At 71.0% G+C, this 15,316-nt stretch carries 12 protein-coding genes; 5 read left to right on the forward strand and 7 right to left on the reverse strand.

Annotated elements, in window-relative coordinates:
• Positions 1 to 302: 302 nt before the first annotated feature.
• Positions 303 to 4,709 (reverse strand): ThuA domain-containing protein, encoded by a 4,407-nt coding sequence (locus ABD832_RS23180; RefSeq protein WP_344898836.1) that lies wholly within the window; start codon positions 4,707 to 4,709, stop codon positions 303 to 305.
• Positions 4,710 to 5,274: 565 nt separating this feature from the next.
• Between ABD832_RS23180 and ABD832_RS23185 the strand changes: the two genes are divergently transcribed.
• From ABD832_RS23185 to ABD832_RS23195, 3 genes are all read left to right on the forward strand, one after another.
• On the forward strand, positions 5,275 to 5,808 hold the full coding sequence (locus ABD832_RS23185; RefSeq protein WP_344898838.1) for a hypothetical protein: 534 nt from the start codon (positions 5,275 to 5,277) through the stop codon (positions 5,806 to 5,808).
• Positions 5,809 to 5,883: 75 nt separating this feature from the next.
• Positions 5,884 to 6,903 (forward strand): hypothetical protein, encoded by a 1,020-nt coding sequence (locus tag ABD832_RS23190; protein WP_344898840.1) that lies wholly within the window; start codon positions 5,884 to 5,886, stop codon positions 6,901 to 6,903.
• 21 nt (positions 6,904 to 6,924) lie between these two features.
• Positions 6,925 to 8,256 (forward strand): Dyp-type peroxidase, encoded by a 1,332-nt coding sequence (locus ABD832_RS23195; RefSeq protein ID WP_344898842.1) that lies wholly within the window; start codon positions 6,925 to 6,927, stop codon positions 8,254 to 8,256.
• Positions 8,257 to 8,345: 89 nt separating this feature from the next.
• Here the strand turns inward: ABD832_RS23195 and ABD832_RS23200 are convergent, their stop codons facing one another.
• Together ABD832_RS23200 and ABD832_RS23205 are read right to left on the reverse strand one after the other, a co-directional pair.
• Positions 8,346 to 8,828 carry a Pycsar system effector family protein gene (locus ABD832_RS23200; RefSeq protein ID WP_344898844.1) on the reverse strand — a complete coding sequence of 161 codons (483 nt, stop codon included), beginning with the start codon at positions 8,826 to 8,828 and terminating at the stop codon, positions 8,346 to 8,348.
• A 421-nt stretch (positions 8,829 to 9,249) separates the two neighbouring features.
• A complete protein-coding gene (locus tag ABD832_RS23205) occupies positions 9,250 to 9,984 on the reverse strand; it encodes a GbsR/MarR family transcriptional regulator (protein ID WP_344898846.1) in 735 nt (244 codons plus the stop codon).
• Between the two features lie 222 nt (positions 9,985 to 10,206).
• On the opposite strand from ABD832_RS23205, the gene ABD832_RS23210 reads away from it, so the two are divergent.
• Complete coding sequence (locus ABD832_RS23210; protein ID WP_344898848.1) at positions 10,207 to 10,884, forward strand: DUF4097 family beta strand repeat-containing protein; 678 nt, start codon at positions 10,207 to 10,209, stop codon at positions 10,882 to 10,884.
• On the forward strand, positions 10,881 to 11,126 hold the full coding sequence (locus ABD832_RS23215) for a type 1 glutamine amidotransferase family protein (RefSeq protein ID WP_344898850.1): 246 nt from the start codon (positions 10,881 to 10,883) through the stop codon (positions 11,124 to 11,126). The genes ABD832_RS23210 and ABD832_RS23215 overlap by 4 nt, the downstream gene beginning before the upstream one ends.
• 47 nt (positions 11,127 to 11,173) lie before the next feature.
• On the opposite strand, the gene ABD832_RS23220 is transcribed toward ABD832_RS23215, so the two are convergent.
• The 4 genes from ABD832_RS23220 to ABD832_RS23235 all read right to left on the reverse strand — a co-directional run bounded on the left by ABD832_RS23220 (position 11,174) and on the right by ABD832_RS23235 (position 15,281).
• On the reverse strand, positions 11,174 to 12,019 hold the full coding sequence (locus ABD832_RS23220; protein WP_344898852.1) for a class I SAM-dependent methyltransferase: 846 nt from the start codon (positions 12,017 to 12,019) through the stop codon (positions 11,174 to 11,176).
• Between the two features lie 103 nt (positions 12,020 to 12,122).
• Entirely contained in the window at positions 12,123 to 12,815 is a 693-nt protein-coding gene (locus ABD832_RS23225; protein WP_344898854.1) for an aspartate/glutamate racemase family protein, read from the reverse strand.
• Positions 12,816 to 12,948: 133 nt separating this feature from the next.
• A complete protein-coding gene (locus ABD832_RS23230) occupies positions 12,949 to 14,328 on the reverse strand; it encodes a UDP-N-acetylmuramoyl-tripeptide--D-alanyl-D-alanine ligase (protein ID WP_344898856.1) in 1,380 nt (459 codons plus the stop codon).
• Positions 14,325 to 15,281 carry a D-alanine--D-alanine ligase family protein gene (locus ABD832_RS23235; protein WP_344898858.1) on the reverse strand — a complete coding sequence of 319 codons (957 nt, stop codon included), beginning with the start codon at positions 15,279 to 15,281 and terminating at the stop codon, positions 14,325 to 14,327. The genes ABD832_RS23230 and ABD832_RS23235 overlap by 4 nt, the downstream gene beginning before the upstream one ends.
• Between the last annotated feature and the right edge of the window lie 35 nt (positions 15,282 to 15,316).

Genomic DNA, 15,316 nt, shown 5'->3' on the forward strand with positions numbered 1-15,316 from the left:
GGCGGAGGAGACGACTCCGCGGCGGGCCGGGCCGGGAGGCTCGACCCGCCTGTACATGAATCGTACTTTGCGCGGATATTACGGATATATGTTTCAGGAACATATTTTTTCCGTCAGGGTGAGGTGACGTCAGGGGGCCCGGTCGGGAGGTCCGGCCGGAAACCCCGTCCCGGGACGTCCGGCCCGTCCGGCCCGGGGGATCCGGCCCTCGCACCCGCCCCGGGCTCGTCGGAGGAGAGGGGCGGGGGTCCGTCCGCCACCCGCTCCGGGCGGCGGACGGACCCTCATGTTTCGGACACGACCTACGGCGCGCGGACGAGGGTGAAGTCGTCCACGTCGAAGTCCGCCCCGGTGAAGACCAGGTAGAGCCGGGCGGTGCCGGAGGGGACCCCGCTGAGCGCGGTGGAGACGTCGGTGTAGGTCTCCCAGCCGGCGGTCGCCGGCACGGTGACGCTGCCGAGCAGCGGGCCGGTGGGCGAGCCGGTACGGATCTGGAAACCTCCGGTCGGGGTGGGTGAGGCGACCCTGGCCCGGAAGCCGGTGACGCCGGTCAGGTTCACCCCGTCGTAGGCGGCCCAGTCACCGGGGTTGACGTAGCCGAGCACGGTGCCGCCGTGCGCCGGGGTGTGCGGATAGGTCTGCACGCCGCTGGCCTGTGACCAGCTCTCCGCCTGGACGGTCGTGTCACCCCCGGCCGCGCCGAGCTCCTTGATCCTGATGTTGCGGAAGGACACGTCGTCCCCGGCGCCGTGGTTCTGGATGCCCACGTGCCCCTGCTGGAGCGAGCGGGCCGGATCGGTGTTGGTGAAATCGTTGATCTTCACGCCGTTGAGGAAGATCTGCAGCCTCTCCCCCTCGACCAGCAGCTCGTAGGTGTTCCACCGCCCCGGCGGGTTGAGCGCGGCGTCCCTGGCCGCCACGTCGGCGGACTTGAAGCCGTAGACCGAGCCGGTGGTCTTGTCGGCGGTGTCGGTGGCGTCGATCTGGATCTCGTAGCCGTTCGCGACCGCCGAGTTGGGGTCGGTGGAGGCGGGGAAGCCGATGAAGACGCCGGAGTTGTCGTCCCCGGCCATCCTCCAGTCCAGCTTCAGCGAGTAGGAGCGGTACTCCTTCGCCCTGTACCAGAACAGGCCCATGCCGCCCTGCGAGGTCAGCGTGCCGTCCGTGTTGGCGAAGCCCCCCGGCCCGGCCTGCTCCCAGCCGGTGACCGAGCCGTCGTAGATCGGCGTGTAGCCGTTCTCCGCGCGGCAGTCGGCCTTGGCCTTGCCGGTGGCGTACTCGATCCCGCCCAGCAGGTGCTGCCGGAACGCGGGCTCGGCGAAGGCGGCGGCGGTGTGCCCGCCGCCGGTGTAGAAGGACCGTCCCCCGTCGAACGCCTTGCACCAGGCGATGGGGTGGTCGGCTCCCATGCCGCCGCCCGAGTAGGTGGACTCGTCCAGGACGGCGAGCACGCGGGCCCCGGTGCGGGCGTTGGTGCGGTAGTCGTACCACTCGTCGGTACGGCTCCAGGTGGGGCCGAGGTGGGCGGTGGACGGGTGGGCCCGGTCCTGCACCTTGACGGTGGCCTGCTGGACCGCGGGGTGGGAGGCGAACCAGGCGCCGACCAGGTTGCCGTACCAGGGCCAGTCGTACTCGGTGTCGGAAGCCGCGTGGATGCCGGCGTAGCCGCCGCCCGCCCTGATGTAGGACTCGAAGGCGGTCTGCTGGGTGGCGTCGAGCACGTCACCGGTGGTGCTGAGGAAGACGACGGCCTTGTACTTGGCCAGGTTGGCCGTGGTGAAGGCCGCCGGGTCCTCGGTGGCGGTGACGGTGAAGCCGAGATCCTTGATGGCCTGGATGCCCGCGGGGATCGAGTCGTGCCTGAAGCCCGCCGTACGGGAGAAGACGAGGACGTCCCCGCTGCCCGTCCCGGGATCGGGGTTCGGGCCGGGGCCCGTCCCGCCGGGCAGCGTCCAGTTCTGCGCGGCGCTTGCGTTGCAGGTCCTGATGACGAGCTGCGCGGCGTCGGTGCCGTCGAGGCACTTGCCGAGCGCCCTGAGGGTGGAGCCCTCCCTGGCCCAGTTCTGCGCGCCCGTGCCGTTGCAGGTGTAGATCTGCACCCTGGTGCCGTCGGTGGCGACGCCGCCCGCGACGTCCATGCACTTGCCGAGCGCCCTGAGGGTGGAACCCTCCCTGGCCCAGTTCTGCGCAGCGGTGTCGTTGCAGGTGTACAGCTGCACCTTGGTGCCGTCGGTGCTCAGGCCGCCCGCGACGTCGGCGCACCTGCCGTCGGCGCCGGTGATCCGGCCTGCGGCCGGTCCGCCGGTCCCCCCTCCGGTGAGGGTGAAGTCGTCCACGTCGAACAGCGCGCCCGCGCCGCCGGTGAAGACCAGCGTGAGGTCGGTCGTCCCGGCCGGTGCCCCGGCCAGCGGTGCCGAGACGTCCGCGAAGGTCTCCCAGCCGCCGGTCGGTGCCACGGTCACCGTACCCAGCAGGGTGCCGGTCGCCGAGCCCGCGCGGACCTGGACGGAGCCTCCGGCGCCCGCCGAGGAGACCCTCGCGTCGATCCTCGTGGTCCCGGCCAGGTCGTAGCCCTTGAAGGAGATCCAGTCGCCGTTGTGGACGTCGCCCACGGTCCTGCCGCCGTGCGCGGCCGTCTTGGTGATGGGCGAGACGCCGGACATGGTCGCGTAGTGCTCGGCCTGGCGCTTCCTGGGCTGCAGGATGTGCTGGGTGTGGGTGGTCAGGCCGCCCTGGTCGGTGTACTCGGCGTCGAAGACCGCGAAGATGTTGGCCGCGTCGTCGTGCTCCCCGTCGGCCGGGATGGTCAGTTCACCCGAGCAGCCGTTCTTGGAGGTGATCTGGTGGCCGTGGGTGTCGTGGCCCAGCACGTAGGTCATCTTGACCTTCGCGCAGTCGACGGTGCCGTCCTCGGGGTCGGTCACCCTGACGGTGAACGGCACGGTGTCGCCCCACTGGAACAGCTGGCCCTGGCGTGGCCGCTCGATGACGACGGTGGGCGCGGTGTTGCCGACCGTGATGGGCACGCTCGCGGTGCCGGTGGCGCCCAGGGGGTCGCGCACGGTGAGCGTGGCGGTGTAGTCGCCGTTGGCCGTGTACGTCTTGACGGGGTTGGCGGCGGTGGAGGTGGTGCCGTCGCCGAAGGCCCAGGAGTAGGTGACGGCCTGCCCGTCGGGGTCGGCGGAACCGGCCGAGGAGAAGGTGACGGTCAGCGGGCTCTTGCCCGAGCTCTTGTCGGCCTTGGCCACCGCGACGGGCGCGCGGTTCACGCCCTTGATGTACTCGACGCGGTAGAGCGCGGAGTTGGCGTCGCCGCCGAAGTAGCCGGAGCCGTAGTCGAGCACGTAGAGCGCGCCGTCGGGGCCGAAGGCCAGGTCCATCACCTGGGTGCCGGTCCACGGGAAGCCCGCGATGGCGCCGCGTGAGCCGTCGGCGCCCACCTCGATCGCCTTGATCCACCTGCGGCCGAACTCACCGGCGAAGAAGTGGCCGTCGAGCTCCCGGGGGAACTTGACGGTGGAGTTCAGCGCGGCGTCGTAGCGGTAGACGGGGCCGCCCATGGGCGACTCGGAGCCGCCGCCGAACTCCGGCGGGGAACCGGCGTCGCCGCCGTACCTGATCCAGGCGGGCTTGGCGGGCGGCAGCTTCGACAGGCCGGTGTTGCGGAAGGAGTTGTTGACCGGGCCACCCGCGGCACAGTCGTACTTCGCACCCGCGGGGCCCGAGGGGAAGGTGTACTCGCCGTAGGTCTCGGCCAGGGTGTTGGTCCCGGTGCAGTACGGCCACCCGTAGTTGCCCGGCCCGGTCACCCGGTTGAACTCGACCTGGCCGCTGGGCCCGCGGGCGGCGTCGGTGCTGCCCGCGTCGGGGCCGTAGTCGCCGACGTAGACGACACCGGTGGCCTTGTCGACGCTGAGCCGGAACGGGTTGCGGAAGCCCATCGCGTAGATCTCGGGCCGGGTGCCCGCCGTGCCGGACGCGAACAGGTTGCCCGAGGGGACGGTGTAGGCGCCGGTGGCCGGGTTCACCTTGATGCGCAGGATCTTGCCGCGCAGGTCGTTGGTGTTGGCGGCGGTGCGCTGGGCGTCGTAGACGGGGTTGCGGCCGGTGCGCTCGTCGATGGGCGCGTACCCGGCCGAGTCGAAGGGGTTGGTGTCGTCGCCGGTGGACAGGTAGAGGTTGCCCTGGGCGTCGAAGTCCATGTCGCCGCCGACGTGGCAGCACATGCCGCGGTCGGCCGCCACCTCCAGCACCGTTCTCTCGCTCGCGGCGTCGAGCGTCCAGTCGGCCTTGACGGTGAAGCGCGACAGCCGGTTGACGCCCTTCCACGCCGTCCAGTCGGTGCCGGTGGCCGGGGCGTCACCCGCCGGGGTGCTCAGCTTCGGCGCGTAGTACAGGTAGATCGTCCTGTTCGTGGCGAACCCGGGATCGGCGGCGACGCCCTGCAGACCCTCCTCGTCGTGGGTGTAGACGGGCAGCGTGCCGACGACGGCCGTCGCTCCGGTCGCGGTGGTACGGCGCAGGTTGCCGTCACGCGCCGTGTGCAGCACCGAGCGGTCGGGCAGCACGGCCATGGTCATGGGCTCGCCCATCTCGGCGGCGCCCTTGGCCAGTTCCACCCGCTGGTAGTCGGCCGGGTCGATCACGGCGACCGCCTGCGCGGGCAGGGGCGCGCTGAGCACGGCCGCTCCGGTGAACGCCAGAAGCATCGCGCAGAACTGCGCGACCCTCCGGCGTGGGTGTGTTGATCTCCGCCTGGGGGGCATGGCGGGTATCCCTTCGGTTGGTGGAGCAACACGTCCCGGCACGGAACGGGACGTATGTCGCTTATGTTTCGCGACGGTAGATCGGACTTATGTCGACTGTCAATAAAAGTCCCGTCATTACATGCATAGCTAGCCAGACAGAAACCCTCAGATGTCATGCAAAGCATAGAAAACACCTGACAGGGGGCGTAATGACCGGCCGGGCCACCGTTCCGGTCGTCGGCGACGATACGACGCGTCCCGAAAGGAACAGGCGATCAGAAGGTTGATCGGGGCGTAACAAAAAACCGACGAATGGGACGAGCCATGCGAAAGAGGCGAATCGATGCGTCGAGTGACTCCTCGCGCGGGACATCGGCGTCGGCGGCTCCGGGAGACTTGAATCCCCCTAGACCACGACATATCACCCTTTTGTAGTGCTAAGTGGGATGATTCGGTGGTCAGGCAGGTTCGCCCTGTTTCCCCTCTGACCTGGTGAAACCTCTGACCTGGTGAAAGGGGAACAGGCATGGACATCACGCCCCGGGCGGTCGTCATCCCCAAGGACACCGACCGGCTCGAACAGGGCAGGTACGGCCCCGTCTTCCCCAGGACTCCGGCATGTTACGGGTTCACCATCGTCGCCGACGTCAAGCCGGGGCGGGCCGAGGCGATCAGGAACCACGGAAACACGCTGGCCAAGGCGCTGGAGGGCGATCCGCACCTCCTGGCGCCGCTGAAGCTGCACTACCTGCGCTGGGTGCTGTTCGACGACGACAGGCGCTTCATGTACCAGGGGATCTTCGACACCGACTTCGACAAGTACACCGAGGACGCCGTCGCGCTGTTCACCAAGGCGGGGGTGAGCACGACGTTCGAGAACCTCGAAGGCTTCCCCGAGGACTGGAGGACCAATCCCGAGGCGTTCGTCAGGTTCGTCCGCGAGCGCCACTGCCCGAGCTTCGTCGAGTACGGGGAGTACCCGTACGTCACCGCCGACGAGATCAAGAAGGCGCTGCGGATCAAGAACGCCCTGTCGGAGATGCTCGACCAGTTGCAGTGAGAGCCGGGCGGGAACGGCCCCGGCCGTGGTGAGGACGTTCCGCCACCCCTGGCCCCGCCGTCGATCGGAGACGAGATGAGCGAGCCGAAGACCGCACGCACCTACAACCAGGACCACGTCCCGCGTCCCTACACGCCCGGCCGGCGGCGGTTGAGCATCTACGTCGCCTGGAGCTATCCGGCCGAGGCGGGCAGGGACGAGGCCGGGCTCGACGACCGCTTCTCCACGATGACCGAGGTCCGGCGGGTGACCTGGCCGGCGTACGAGGATCCGGAATGGTCTGATCCGATGCGCTTCCAGCAGGGCATCGCGGGCGGGCTGGAACTGTTCTTCCGGGGCTGGCTGCCCTTCCAGCGGTTCGTCCAGGAGAGCACCGGGCACCCGGTGCCCGTCTACCAGCGCGTCGACCAGGCCGGGTTCTTCACCCCGCTGGACGAGCGGGTGCTGGCCGACACCGACACCCTGTTCGTGTGGGGACTGGACCACATGATCACCGGTCAGGACGCCACCCCCGGTGAGATCGAGGCGGTGCGCGACTTCCTGACCCGGGAGGGAACCTGCCTGGCCCTGGGACCGCACCACGACGTCGGCAGCTCGGACGACCTGACCGTGCGCCAGGCGGAGTACGACCACCACGGGGACGCGCTGGTGCCCCGCCGGCAGCGCTTCGGCAGGTACACCCGATCGCTGATGACGGGCCTGGGGATACCGGTGGAGAACCGCTACGGCCTGCGTCCCGCGGTGGCGGCCGGGAACAGGAGCGCCCCGCTGACCATCGCCAGGGACCTGGACACCAAGGGGTGGCTCAAAGGCGTGACCAGCCTCAACTTCCACATGCACCTGCCGCACTACGCCGTGACCACCGACGAGGCCGACGTCGTCCACGCGCTCGGCCGGCAGCCGATCGACCTGTCCCGGCCGCCGCACCCCTTCACCGAGGCCGGCAACACCGAGTTCAACATGTTCCTGTGGATGCCCCCCGCCGGGGACCGGGCAGGGGACGTGATCTTCGCCGACACCACGATCTTCAGTACGCTGTTCGGCGTCGACGACAGCCTGCGCACCTTCTGGAACAACATCGTCTCGGCGACGTGACGCGCCAGGAGGTGAGCGCTCATGACCGGACGGCCACGGACCGCACTGGAGCTCGACGACATCCAGCGCGGGGTGCTCAGCCCCCGGCCGAGCCCGTACGCGGCGACCTACATCCTGTTCCGCATCGACGACCGCGACCAGGGCCGCGAGCTGATGCGGCGTCTCGGCGCGGTGGTCACCTCGGCCGCCGACACCGTCAGCCCGCTGGGCGAGACCTGGGTCAGCGTCGCGCTCACCTGTCCCGGCCTGGCGGCGCTGGGGGTGCCACAGGAGTCGCTGCAGACCTTCGCCTGGGAGTTCCGCCAAGGCATGGCCGCACGGGCCGGGGCGCTGGGCGACGTCGGCGACAGCGCCCCGGAAAACTGGGAGGCGCCACTGGGCACGCCCGGCGTCCACGTGGTGCTGGTGGCCCTGGCGCCCGACACCGCCCGGCTGGAGGCGGCCGTCGACCGTGCCCGCCCGGCCTACCACGCGCTGCCCGGCGTGCGGGCGATCTGGCGGCAGGACTGCCACGCGCTGCCCACCGAGACCGAGCCCTTCGGCTACCGCGACGGCATCAGCCACCCGGCCGTCGAGGGCAGTGGAATCGCCGGATCCAACACGCTGGAGGAGCCGCTCAAGGCCGGGGAGTTCGTGCTCGGCTACCCCGACGAGCTCGGCGGCGTCCAGACCGTCCGGCCGGAGGTGCTGGGACGCAACGGCAGCTACGCGGCCTTCCGCAAACTCCACCAGCGCGTCGCCGCCTTCCGCCGCTGTCTGCGGGACAACGCCACGGATCCGGCGGACGAGGAACTGCTGGCGGCGAAGATCATGGGCCGCTGGCGCAGCGGCGCGCCCCTGGCGCTCAGCCCGGACCGCGACGATCCCTCCCTGGACGCCGATCCGTACCGCAACAGCTTCCTCTACGGCCAGGACGACCCTGCGGGGTTCATCACTCCCGGCGGCTGCCACATCCGCCGGGGCAACCCCCGCGACGCGGCGGTGGCGGGCGTGGTGAGGCTGCACCGGATGATCAGGCGCGGCACCGTCTACGGCCCGCCGCTGCCCGACGGCGTCCTGGAGGACGACGGGGCCGAACGGGGGCTGATGTTCGCCTTCATCGGCGCGCATCTCGGGCGGCAGTTCGAGTTCGTCCAGTCCGAATGGATGAACGACGGCGTCTTCTTCGGCGCGGGCGACGCCAGGGACCCCGTCATCGGCTCCGGCGACGGCCCCTGCGACTTCACCATCCCCCGCAGGCCGGTGCGGCGGCGCCTGCCGGGGCTGCCGCACTTCGTCGTCACGCGCGGCGGCGAGTACTGCTTCCTGCCCTCGCTGAGCGCCCTGCGCTGGCTCGGCGACCTCAGGGACTGACCCCCGCGCACCGGCGCCCCCGGACGGCCGTCGGGATCGTCCTCGGCGACACGCGGGCCGTTCCAGGGGTCGCCGGGCCTCCGCGGGGGTCAGATCAGGCGCTCCAGGAAAACCGTGATCGACATGGTCATGATGCCGGCGATCACCAGGTCGACCGCCAGGCGCAGATTGCGGTGCTTGGCGCGCACGACCCGGGCGATCTTCAGGGCGTCGGTGGCCAGGAACAGCTCGTAGTCCCTCGTCTCGATGTCCATACGCTCGATCAGCGCCTCGGGCGTGGGCTCATCGGCATAGGTCAGGATGCGCACCCCTCCACGTCCAGGAGGCAGCGGACGAATGGTGATCAGGATCAGCAGCACCGCCATCGACAGCAGGATCAGCGCCAGGATGACGCCGAAGCGCCCGATTCCCGGAAAACGGGCCGGGCCGGTCAGGATGAGGGTGACCATCACGCCGTAGGCGACACCCGCCCACGACAGCAGCAGGCCGGCTCTCTTCTCGCTGGCGCTGATCAGCTCGGCGCGGGCCGCGGTGACGGCGACATCCAGCCGCTCCCGCAGGATCGGGGACATCGGCACATGCCGTGCGTTGCCGTCGTCCGCGGAGGAGTCGCCGGGGACGGCCGGGGTGTGGTCCATGGTGAGCGGGGTCCTTTCCGCCGGGGCCGTGGGCCGGAACAGCGACCGGCGGCTTGTGGGTGTCGAGGCGGCCGATGCCCGGCCGGCAGGGAGCCCGGCCGAAGGTGAGACCTTCACCGTGGTTTCACGACCCGCCCGGCCCGGCCCGTGATCAGCCGCGGTCGCCGCCCCGTAGGAGTACATGTACCCCCGTCACCGTGCCGGCCGCCGGGCACAGGGTCCGTGACGTGGAAAGTTTCCCATCACCTGCGCCGTCGGTGTGGCCGGAGGCGTGAGGGCGCCGGGGTGCGCGCCGGCGCCGTCCGACGGCCCGCCGGTGATCGCCGAGGCCGCCCTCCCGCGATCCGAGGACGGCTCAGGTGGCGCCGTCCGGGGTCGCCCCGGGTTTCGCGTGGAGGATCTCGCGGGCCTGGTCCGCGGCGCGGGCGATGCTCTCGGAGACGAAGTCGACGAAGCGGGCGATGTTCTCCAGGCGGGCGGCGGCCGGGGTGCCGGGACCGAGGATGCCGACGCCCTGCCGGGCGACCTCGCCGAGGTGGGCGGTGGCGCGGGCACTGGCCATCGTCGACTGGTACAGGACGTCGTCGTCGACGATGTAGCGCTCGCGGCGGCGTTCGTCGCGTTCCCGGCGGATGAGGCCCTGGTTCTCGAGGAAGGTGATCGCCTTGGAGACGGACGCCAGGCTGATCTGGAGGCGCCCGGCCAGCTCGGAGGCGGTGAGGCTGCCGGTGTCGGTGGCGTAGAGGCTGCTCAGCACCCGGGCCGTCATCTTGGGCAGGCCCGACTGCATGAAGACGGTGGCGAACACCTCCTCGTACTCGCGCACGGCCTCGGTGTCGCGTCCGTGGTCCTGCGGGGACGCGTCCGGGTCCCGGGGGACGGCGCGCCTGCGGCGGTGGCTGCGGTGTTCGGTGGCGCGGTGGGCCAGGTCGGCACGGTAGGCGGTGGGGCCGCCGTTGCGCATCACCTCGCGTGTGATCGTCGAGGTCGGACGGTCGAGGCCTCTGGCGATCTCCGCGTAGGCCAGGCCGTCGGCCAGTCCCAGCGCGATCTGCTGGCGGTCCTGCTGGGTGAGCCTGCCTCCCGGCATCGCGGCCTCCTTCGTGGTCCGTGGTGTCCTCACCATAGCGTTCACCCTCGCCCTATTGCAACGAGTGATGTGAGGGTTATTGCGTTAGATGCATAACCATTGCAACATTTTAGCTCCACTGACCTGCATATATGTGTTGCGTACGCAACTCGTATGTTGCTGTATCTAGAAATGCAACGTAGTGTTTCCCTCATCAGAAACAACGAACCGAAGGACGACACCATGCAGAAGTTCGACACCCCCACCCCCGTCACCGCCGTCCTGGACGTCCCCGCCGGCCGCATCCACCTCATCGCCGCCGACCGCACCGACACCGCCGTCGAGGTCCGACCCGCCAACGCCACCAAGAACCGCGACGTCAAAGCCGCCCAGCAGACCGAGATCACCTACACCGACGGCACCCTGCACATCACCGCCCCCAAGGCCAAGAACCAGCTCCTCGGCGCCCCCGGCGCCATCGAGATCACCGTCCAGCTGCCCACCGGCTCCCACATCCAGGCCACCGCCGCCAGCGCCGACCTGCGAGGCGTCGGACGACTCGGCGACGTCACCTTCGACAGCGCCTGCGGCTCGGCCAAACTCGACGAGACCACCGCAGCCCGCCTCACCCTGCAGTCCGGCGACCTCACCGTCGGCCGCCTGAACGGCCCCGCCCAGCTCAGCACCCACAAGGGCGACCTCCGCATCACCGAAGCCGTCCACGGCACCCTCACCCTGCGCACCGACTCCGGCGACATCCACATCGGCGCCACCCGCGGAGCCTGCGCCACCCTCGACGCCGGCACCACCCACGGCCGCATCCACAACGCCCTCACCAACACCGGCACCAACGGCACCGACACCGACCTGACCATCCACGCCACCACCTCCCACGGCGACATCACCGCCCGCAGCCTGTGAGAACCCCGGGCGCGACGCCCCTGCCCGTTCACCCGGGCCGGGAGACCCTGGGCGAGGCCCGCGTCGTCGACGACGGCGACCTCGTCGGCTCCGGCAACGTGACATCCGGCATCGACATGGCGCTGTACCTGCTCGAACGAGAGGTGGGCCCGCAGATCGCCCACGGTGTCGAGCGGATCTTCCGGCACGAACGGCGCGGCACCGTCTGGCGCCCGGCCGGCCCCGCCGTGATCGCTCCCTGACCACCGGCTCCCGGCGCCGGGCTGGAAGTACCACCTGGCGGTCCGGGTCAGGCCGGGTGCGGTGGCCCGTGACGGCGGGCCGTGACGATCCAGGCACGCGAGTCGAAGTACACACCGCTGCCGGTGTCGTGGGCGGCGAGGGTGGCGCGCAGCCGCGTGCGCGCCTGCTCGGCCGTCGCGATGTCGAGACCGGCGAGCAGGTCCTCGTACTCCCGGAGGCGGAGCACGTTGTCGAAGGCGGTGACGGCGTCCGGACCGTAGAAGACGGGCTCGTGCACGTCGGTGAAGCCGACCCGCGTGAAGCCCGCCTCCGTCAGGATGTCTCGCGTGACGGCCGGGTCGGCGAGTGAGAACGGGCCCGGCCCTCCGGTGGGAGGGGCGGGTGCGGTGGTGAGGCTCCGGCGGATCGCGGAGGCCCACTCGTTGCGGTCGCGCCCCTGCCAGACCAGCAGCACGAGGCGCGCTCCGGGACGCAGGGCACGCCCGATGTTGGTGTACGCGGCGATCGGGTCGGTGAAGAACATCGCCCCGAACCTGCTGATGCACAGGTCGAAGTGCGCCGGCGGGAAGCGGTGGACCTGAGCGTCCGCCTGCCGGTACGTGATGTTGGTCAGTCCCTGGTCGTCACTGAGCCGGCGGGCCCGTTCGAGCATCGGCGCGGAGAGGTCGACGCCCACCACACTTCCGGTGACGGCGGCACGGGCGGCCTCGCGGGTGGACTGTCCCGTACCACAGCCGATGTCGAGCACACGGTCGCGCGGGCCGACGCGGGCGGCGGCGCGGAAGTGTTCGTTGTGCAGGCGCAGCTCGGCGTCGTAGTCGAACAGGCCGGGCTGCCCGGTGAGGGGAAGGGGGCTTCGGGCTCTTGCCGACGCGTCGCCGTTCGCTGTCATACGGCCACGCTAGGAGCCGTCCTCCATCGTGAAAAGCGATTGTTTTCGATCGATGTGATCGCTGCGGGGGATGATCAGGGAGAGGAACGCGGCCGGAGGGACGTCAGTCGGCCAGCGCGAAGCCGGCCGCGGCCTCGGCGTGCAGCCTGGCGCTCGGCAGCAGCGGGACGGCGGTGTCCTTCTCGGTGATCAGGAGCTCGATCTCCGTGCAGCCGAGGACGACGCCTTCGGCCCCGTCGGCCGCGAGCTCGTCGATGATCCGGGCGTACGCGTCCCTGGAGGACTCCCTGAGCACCCCGCGCACCAGCTCGTCGAAGATCACGCGGTGGACCCGTTCCCGCTGCTCGCGCCGTGGGACGATCACCTCGAAGCCGTGGGCGGCCAGCCGGCCCCGGTAGAAGGACTGCTCCATGGTGAAGCGGGTGCCCAGCAGGCCGACCCTGCGCATCCCCCTGGCGCGGACCTCCGCCCCCACGGCGTCGGCGATGTGCAGCACGGGCACGGTCACGGCCCGCGCCACGTCGTCGCTCACCCGGCTGAAGGTGTTGCTGCAGACGAGCAGGACCTCGGCGCCGAGATCCTCCAGTTTCCTGCCGGCGTCGGCCAGCAGCGTGCTCACCTCGTCCCAGCGGCCGGCGAAGATGAGGTCCTCGACGGTCGTGTAGTCGACCGACCAGATGAGGCTGTCGGCGGAATGGCTGCCGCCGAGCCGTTCGCGTACCCGCTGGTTGATGATCTGGTAGTAGACCACCGTCGATTCCCAGCTCAACCCGCCGATGAGACCGATGGTGCGCATGGAACCCCGTTTCGATGACGTGTGCCGGTCACGGTGACGGTGCCGCCACCGGTCCGGCCTGATACGGCCGGGTGCGGCCGGGCGGTGCGCCGGCATGACGTGCCCGATCCGCCCGGCCCTTCGGTACGGGTGGTCAGGCGCGGGCCAGGGCGCGGGCGCAGGCGCCGAGCCCGATCTCGCTGGACGCCTTGACGAACACCACGTCTCCCGGTTCGAGAAGCGCGGTGGCCAGCGCGAGGGCACCGGCCACGTCCTCGGCGGTGTGGACGGCCACGTCCCGGCCCGAGGACCGCGCCGCCTCCGCCGTCGCGAGCGGGTCCCCCGCTCCGACCGCGATCAGCACGTCGAAGCCGAGGTCGGCGACGAGCCGGCCGATCTCCGCGTGCCGGGCGCGGGAGGCCTCCGCCTGCTGCCCCATCGCGCCGAGCACGGCGACGGTACGGCGGGTTCCGGCCAGGGCCTTGGCCGCCCGCAGCCCGGCCCGCATGGATTCGGGGCTGGCGTTGTAGGCGTCGTCGACGACGGTGACGCCGTCGGGCCGTTCGACGATCTCCAGCCGGCCCGCGGAGCGGCGCCGCGCCGCGGTCAGCCCGTCGGCGATCTCGGTGACGCCCAGGCCGAGCGCGGTGGCGACGGCGGCCGCGGCCAGGGCGTTGCCCACCTGGTGCTCGCCGATGAGACCGAGCTCGACCGGGGCACGGCCGGAGGGCGTCACCAGCTCGAACGCGGGGTGCGCGCGGCCGATCGTCCGCACGGCCTCGGCCCGCACCTGCGCCCGCGCCGACCGGCCGAACGACAGGATCCGGGCCCCGGTACGGCCGGCCATGCCCATGACGTACGGGTCGTCGGCGTTGAGCAGCGCGAACCCGTCCGCCGGAAGCGCCTCGACCAGCTCGCCCTTGGCCTCGGCCACGTCGGCCGGCCCGGTTCCCATGCGCTCCACGTGCGCGGTGCCGACGTTGAGCACCAGCCCGATCCTGGGCGGTGCGATCCCGGTCAGGTACGTCAGGTCGCCCTTGCGGCCCGCGCCCATCTCCAGCACCAGGTACCGGGTGCCGGCGTCGGCACGCAGCACGGTGAGCGGCAGCCCGAGCTCGTTGTTGAACGACCTGTCGGTGGCGACCGTCGCGGCGTGCCGTTCGAGCACCTGGGCCAGCAGGTCCTTGGTCGTGGTCTTGCCCACGGAGCCGGTCAGGCCGATCACGGTCGGGCCGATGTGCTCCAGCAGGTGCCCGGCCAGCAGGCCGATCGCGAGCCGGACGTCCTCGACCACCAAGGCGGGCACGCCGACGGGCCTCGACGCCAGCACGGCGACGGCGCCGCCCGCGACGGCACCGGCCGCGTGGTCGTGGCCGTCGGCGCGGGCGCCGGCCGTCGCGACGAACAGGCCGCCGGGCACCACCTCGCGGGAGTCGGCCGCCGCGGGCGCCGTCACCCGCGCCCGCGGGTCGGGCACGTCGTGCAGGCGTGCGCCGACGACCCGCGCGATCCTCTCCAGCGTCATGGGGATCATGAGCCGCTCCTGGTGAACGCGAGGTCGACGAGGCGGCGCAGCAGGTCCGGGTACGGGAGGCCGCCGGCGGCCCACGCCCTGGCGTAGACGGAGCGGGAGGTGAAGCCGGGCATGGTGTTGATCTCCAGTACGTACAGGCGTCCGGTGTCCTCCTCGTAGAGGAAGTCGACACGGGACAGGCCGTAGCCACCGATCGCCCGGAAGGCGCGCAGGGTCAGCTCGCGCACGTCCCCGGCCACCCGTTCCGGCAGCGCCGCGGGGATGGTGGCGATCTCGGCCGGGCTGAGGTACTTGGCCTCGTAGTCGAGCCAGTCGCCGGGCACGATGAGCTCGCCCGGCACCGAGACGTCCGGGGTGTCATGGTCGCCGAGCACGCCGCAGACGAGCTCGCGCGCGGTCACGCCCTGCTCGACGACGACCATCCGGTCGTAGCCCAGTGCCAGGTCCACGCCCGCGCGCAGCTCCTCCACGGAGGTGACGCGTGAGATGCCGATGGAGGAGCCCATGCCGGCCGGTTTGACGTACATCGGCCAGTCGAGCGACTTCACCAGCTCCCAGGGGTCGGTGGTGGCGCGCCACTCGTACTCGGTGAACCACACGTGCGGGGTGATCGGGATGTCCTCCGCCAGGAACGCGTGCCGCATCGCGACCTTGTTCATGGCCACGGCGGAGGCCGTGACACCGCAGCCCACGTACGGGATGCCCAGCGTCTCCAGGTGACCCTGGACGACGCCGTCCTCGCCGAACGGCCCGTGCAGCACGGGGAAGACCACGTCCGCCAGATCGCGCCGCAGTTCCACCGGCCACCTGCCCTGCCGGTCGATGATGACGGCGACGGGCTCGTACAGATCCCTGGGCAGGGCGTCGAGCACGGCCTGCGCCGACTGGAGCGACACCTCGTGCTCCGCGGACGGCCCGCCCGCCAGCACGGCCACGCGCACGCGTTCGGTCACGATCGATCAGCCTTCCTCGGTGGTACGACGACAGC

Source organism: Streptosporangium longisporum (genome assembly GCF_039534895.1).
GTDB lineage: Bacteria > Actinomycetota > Actinomycetes > Streptosporangiales > Streptosporangiaceae > Streptosporangium > Streptosporangium longisporum.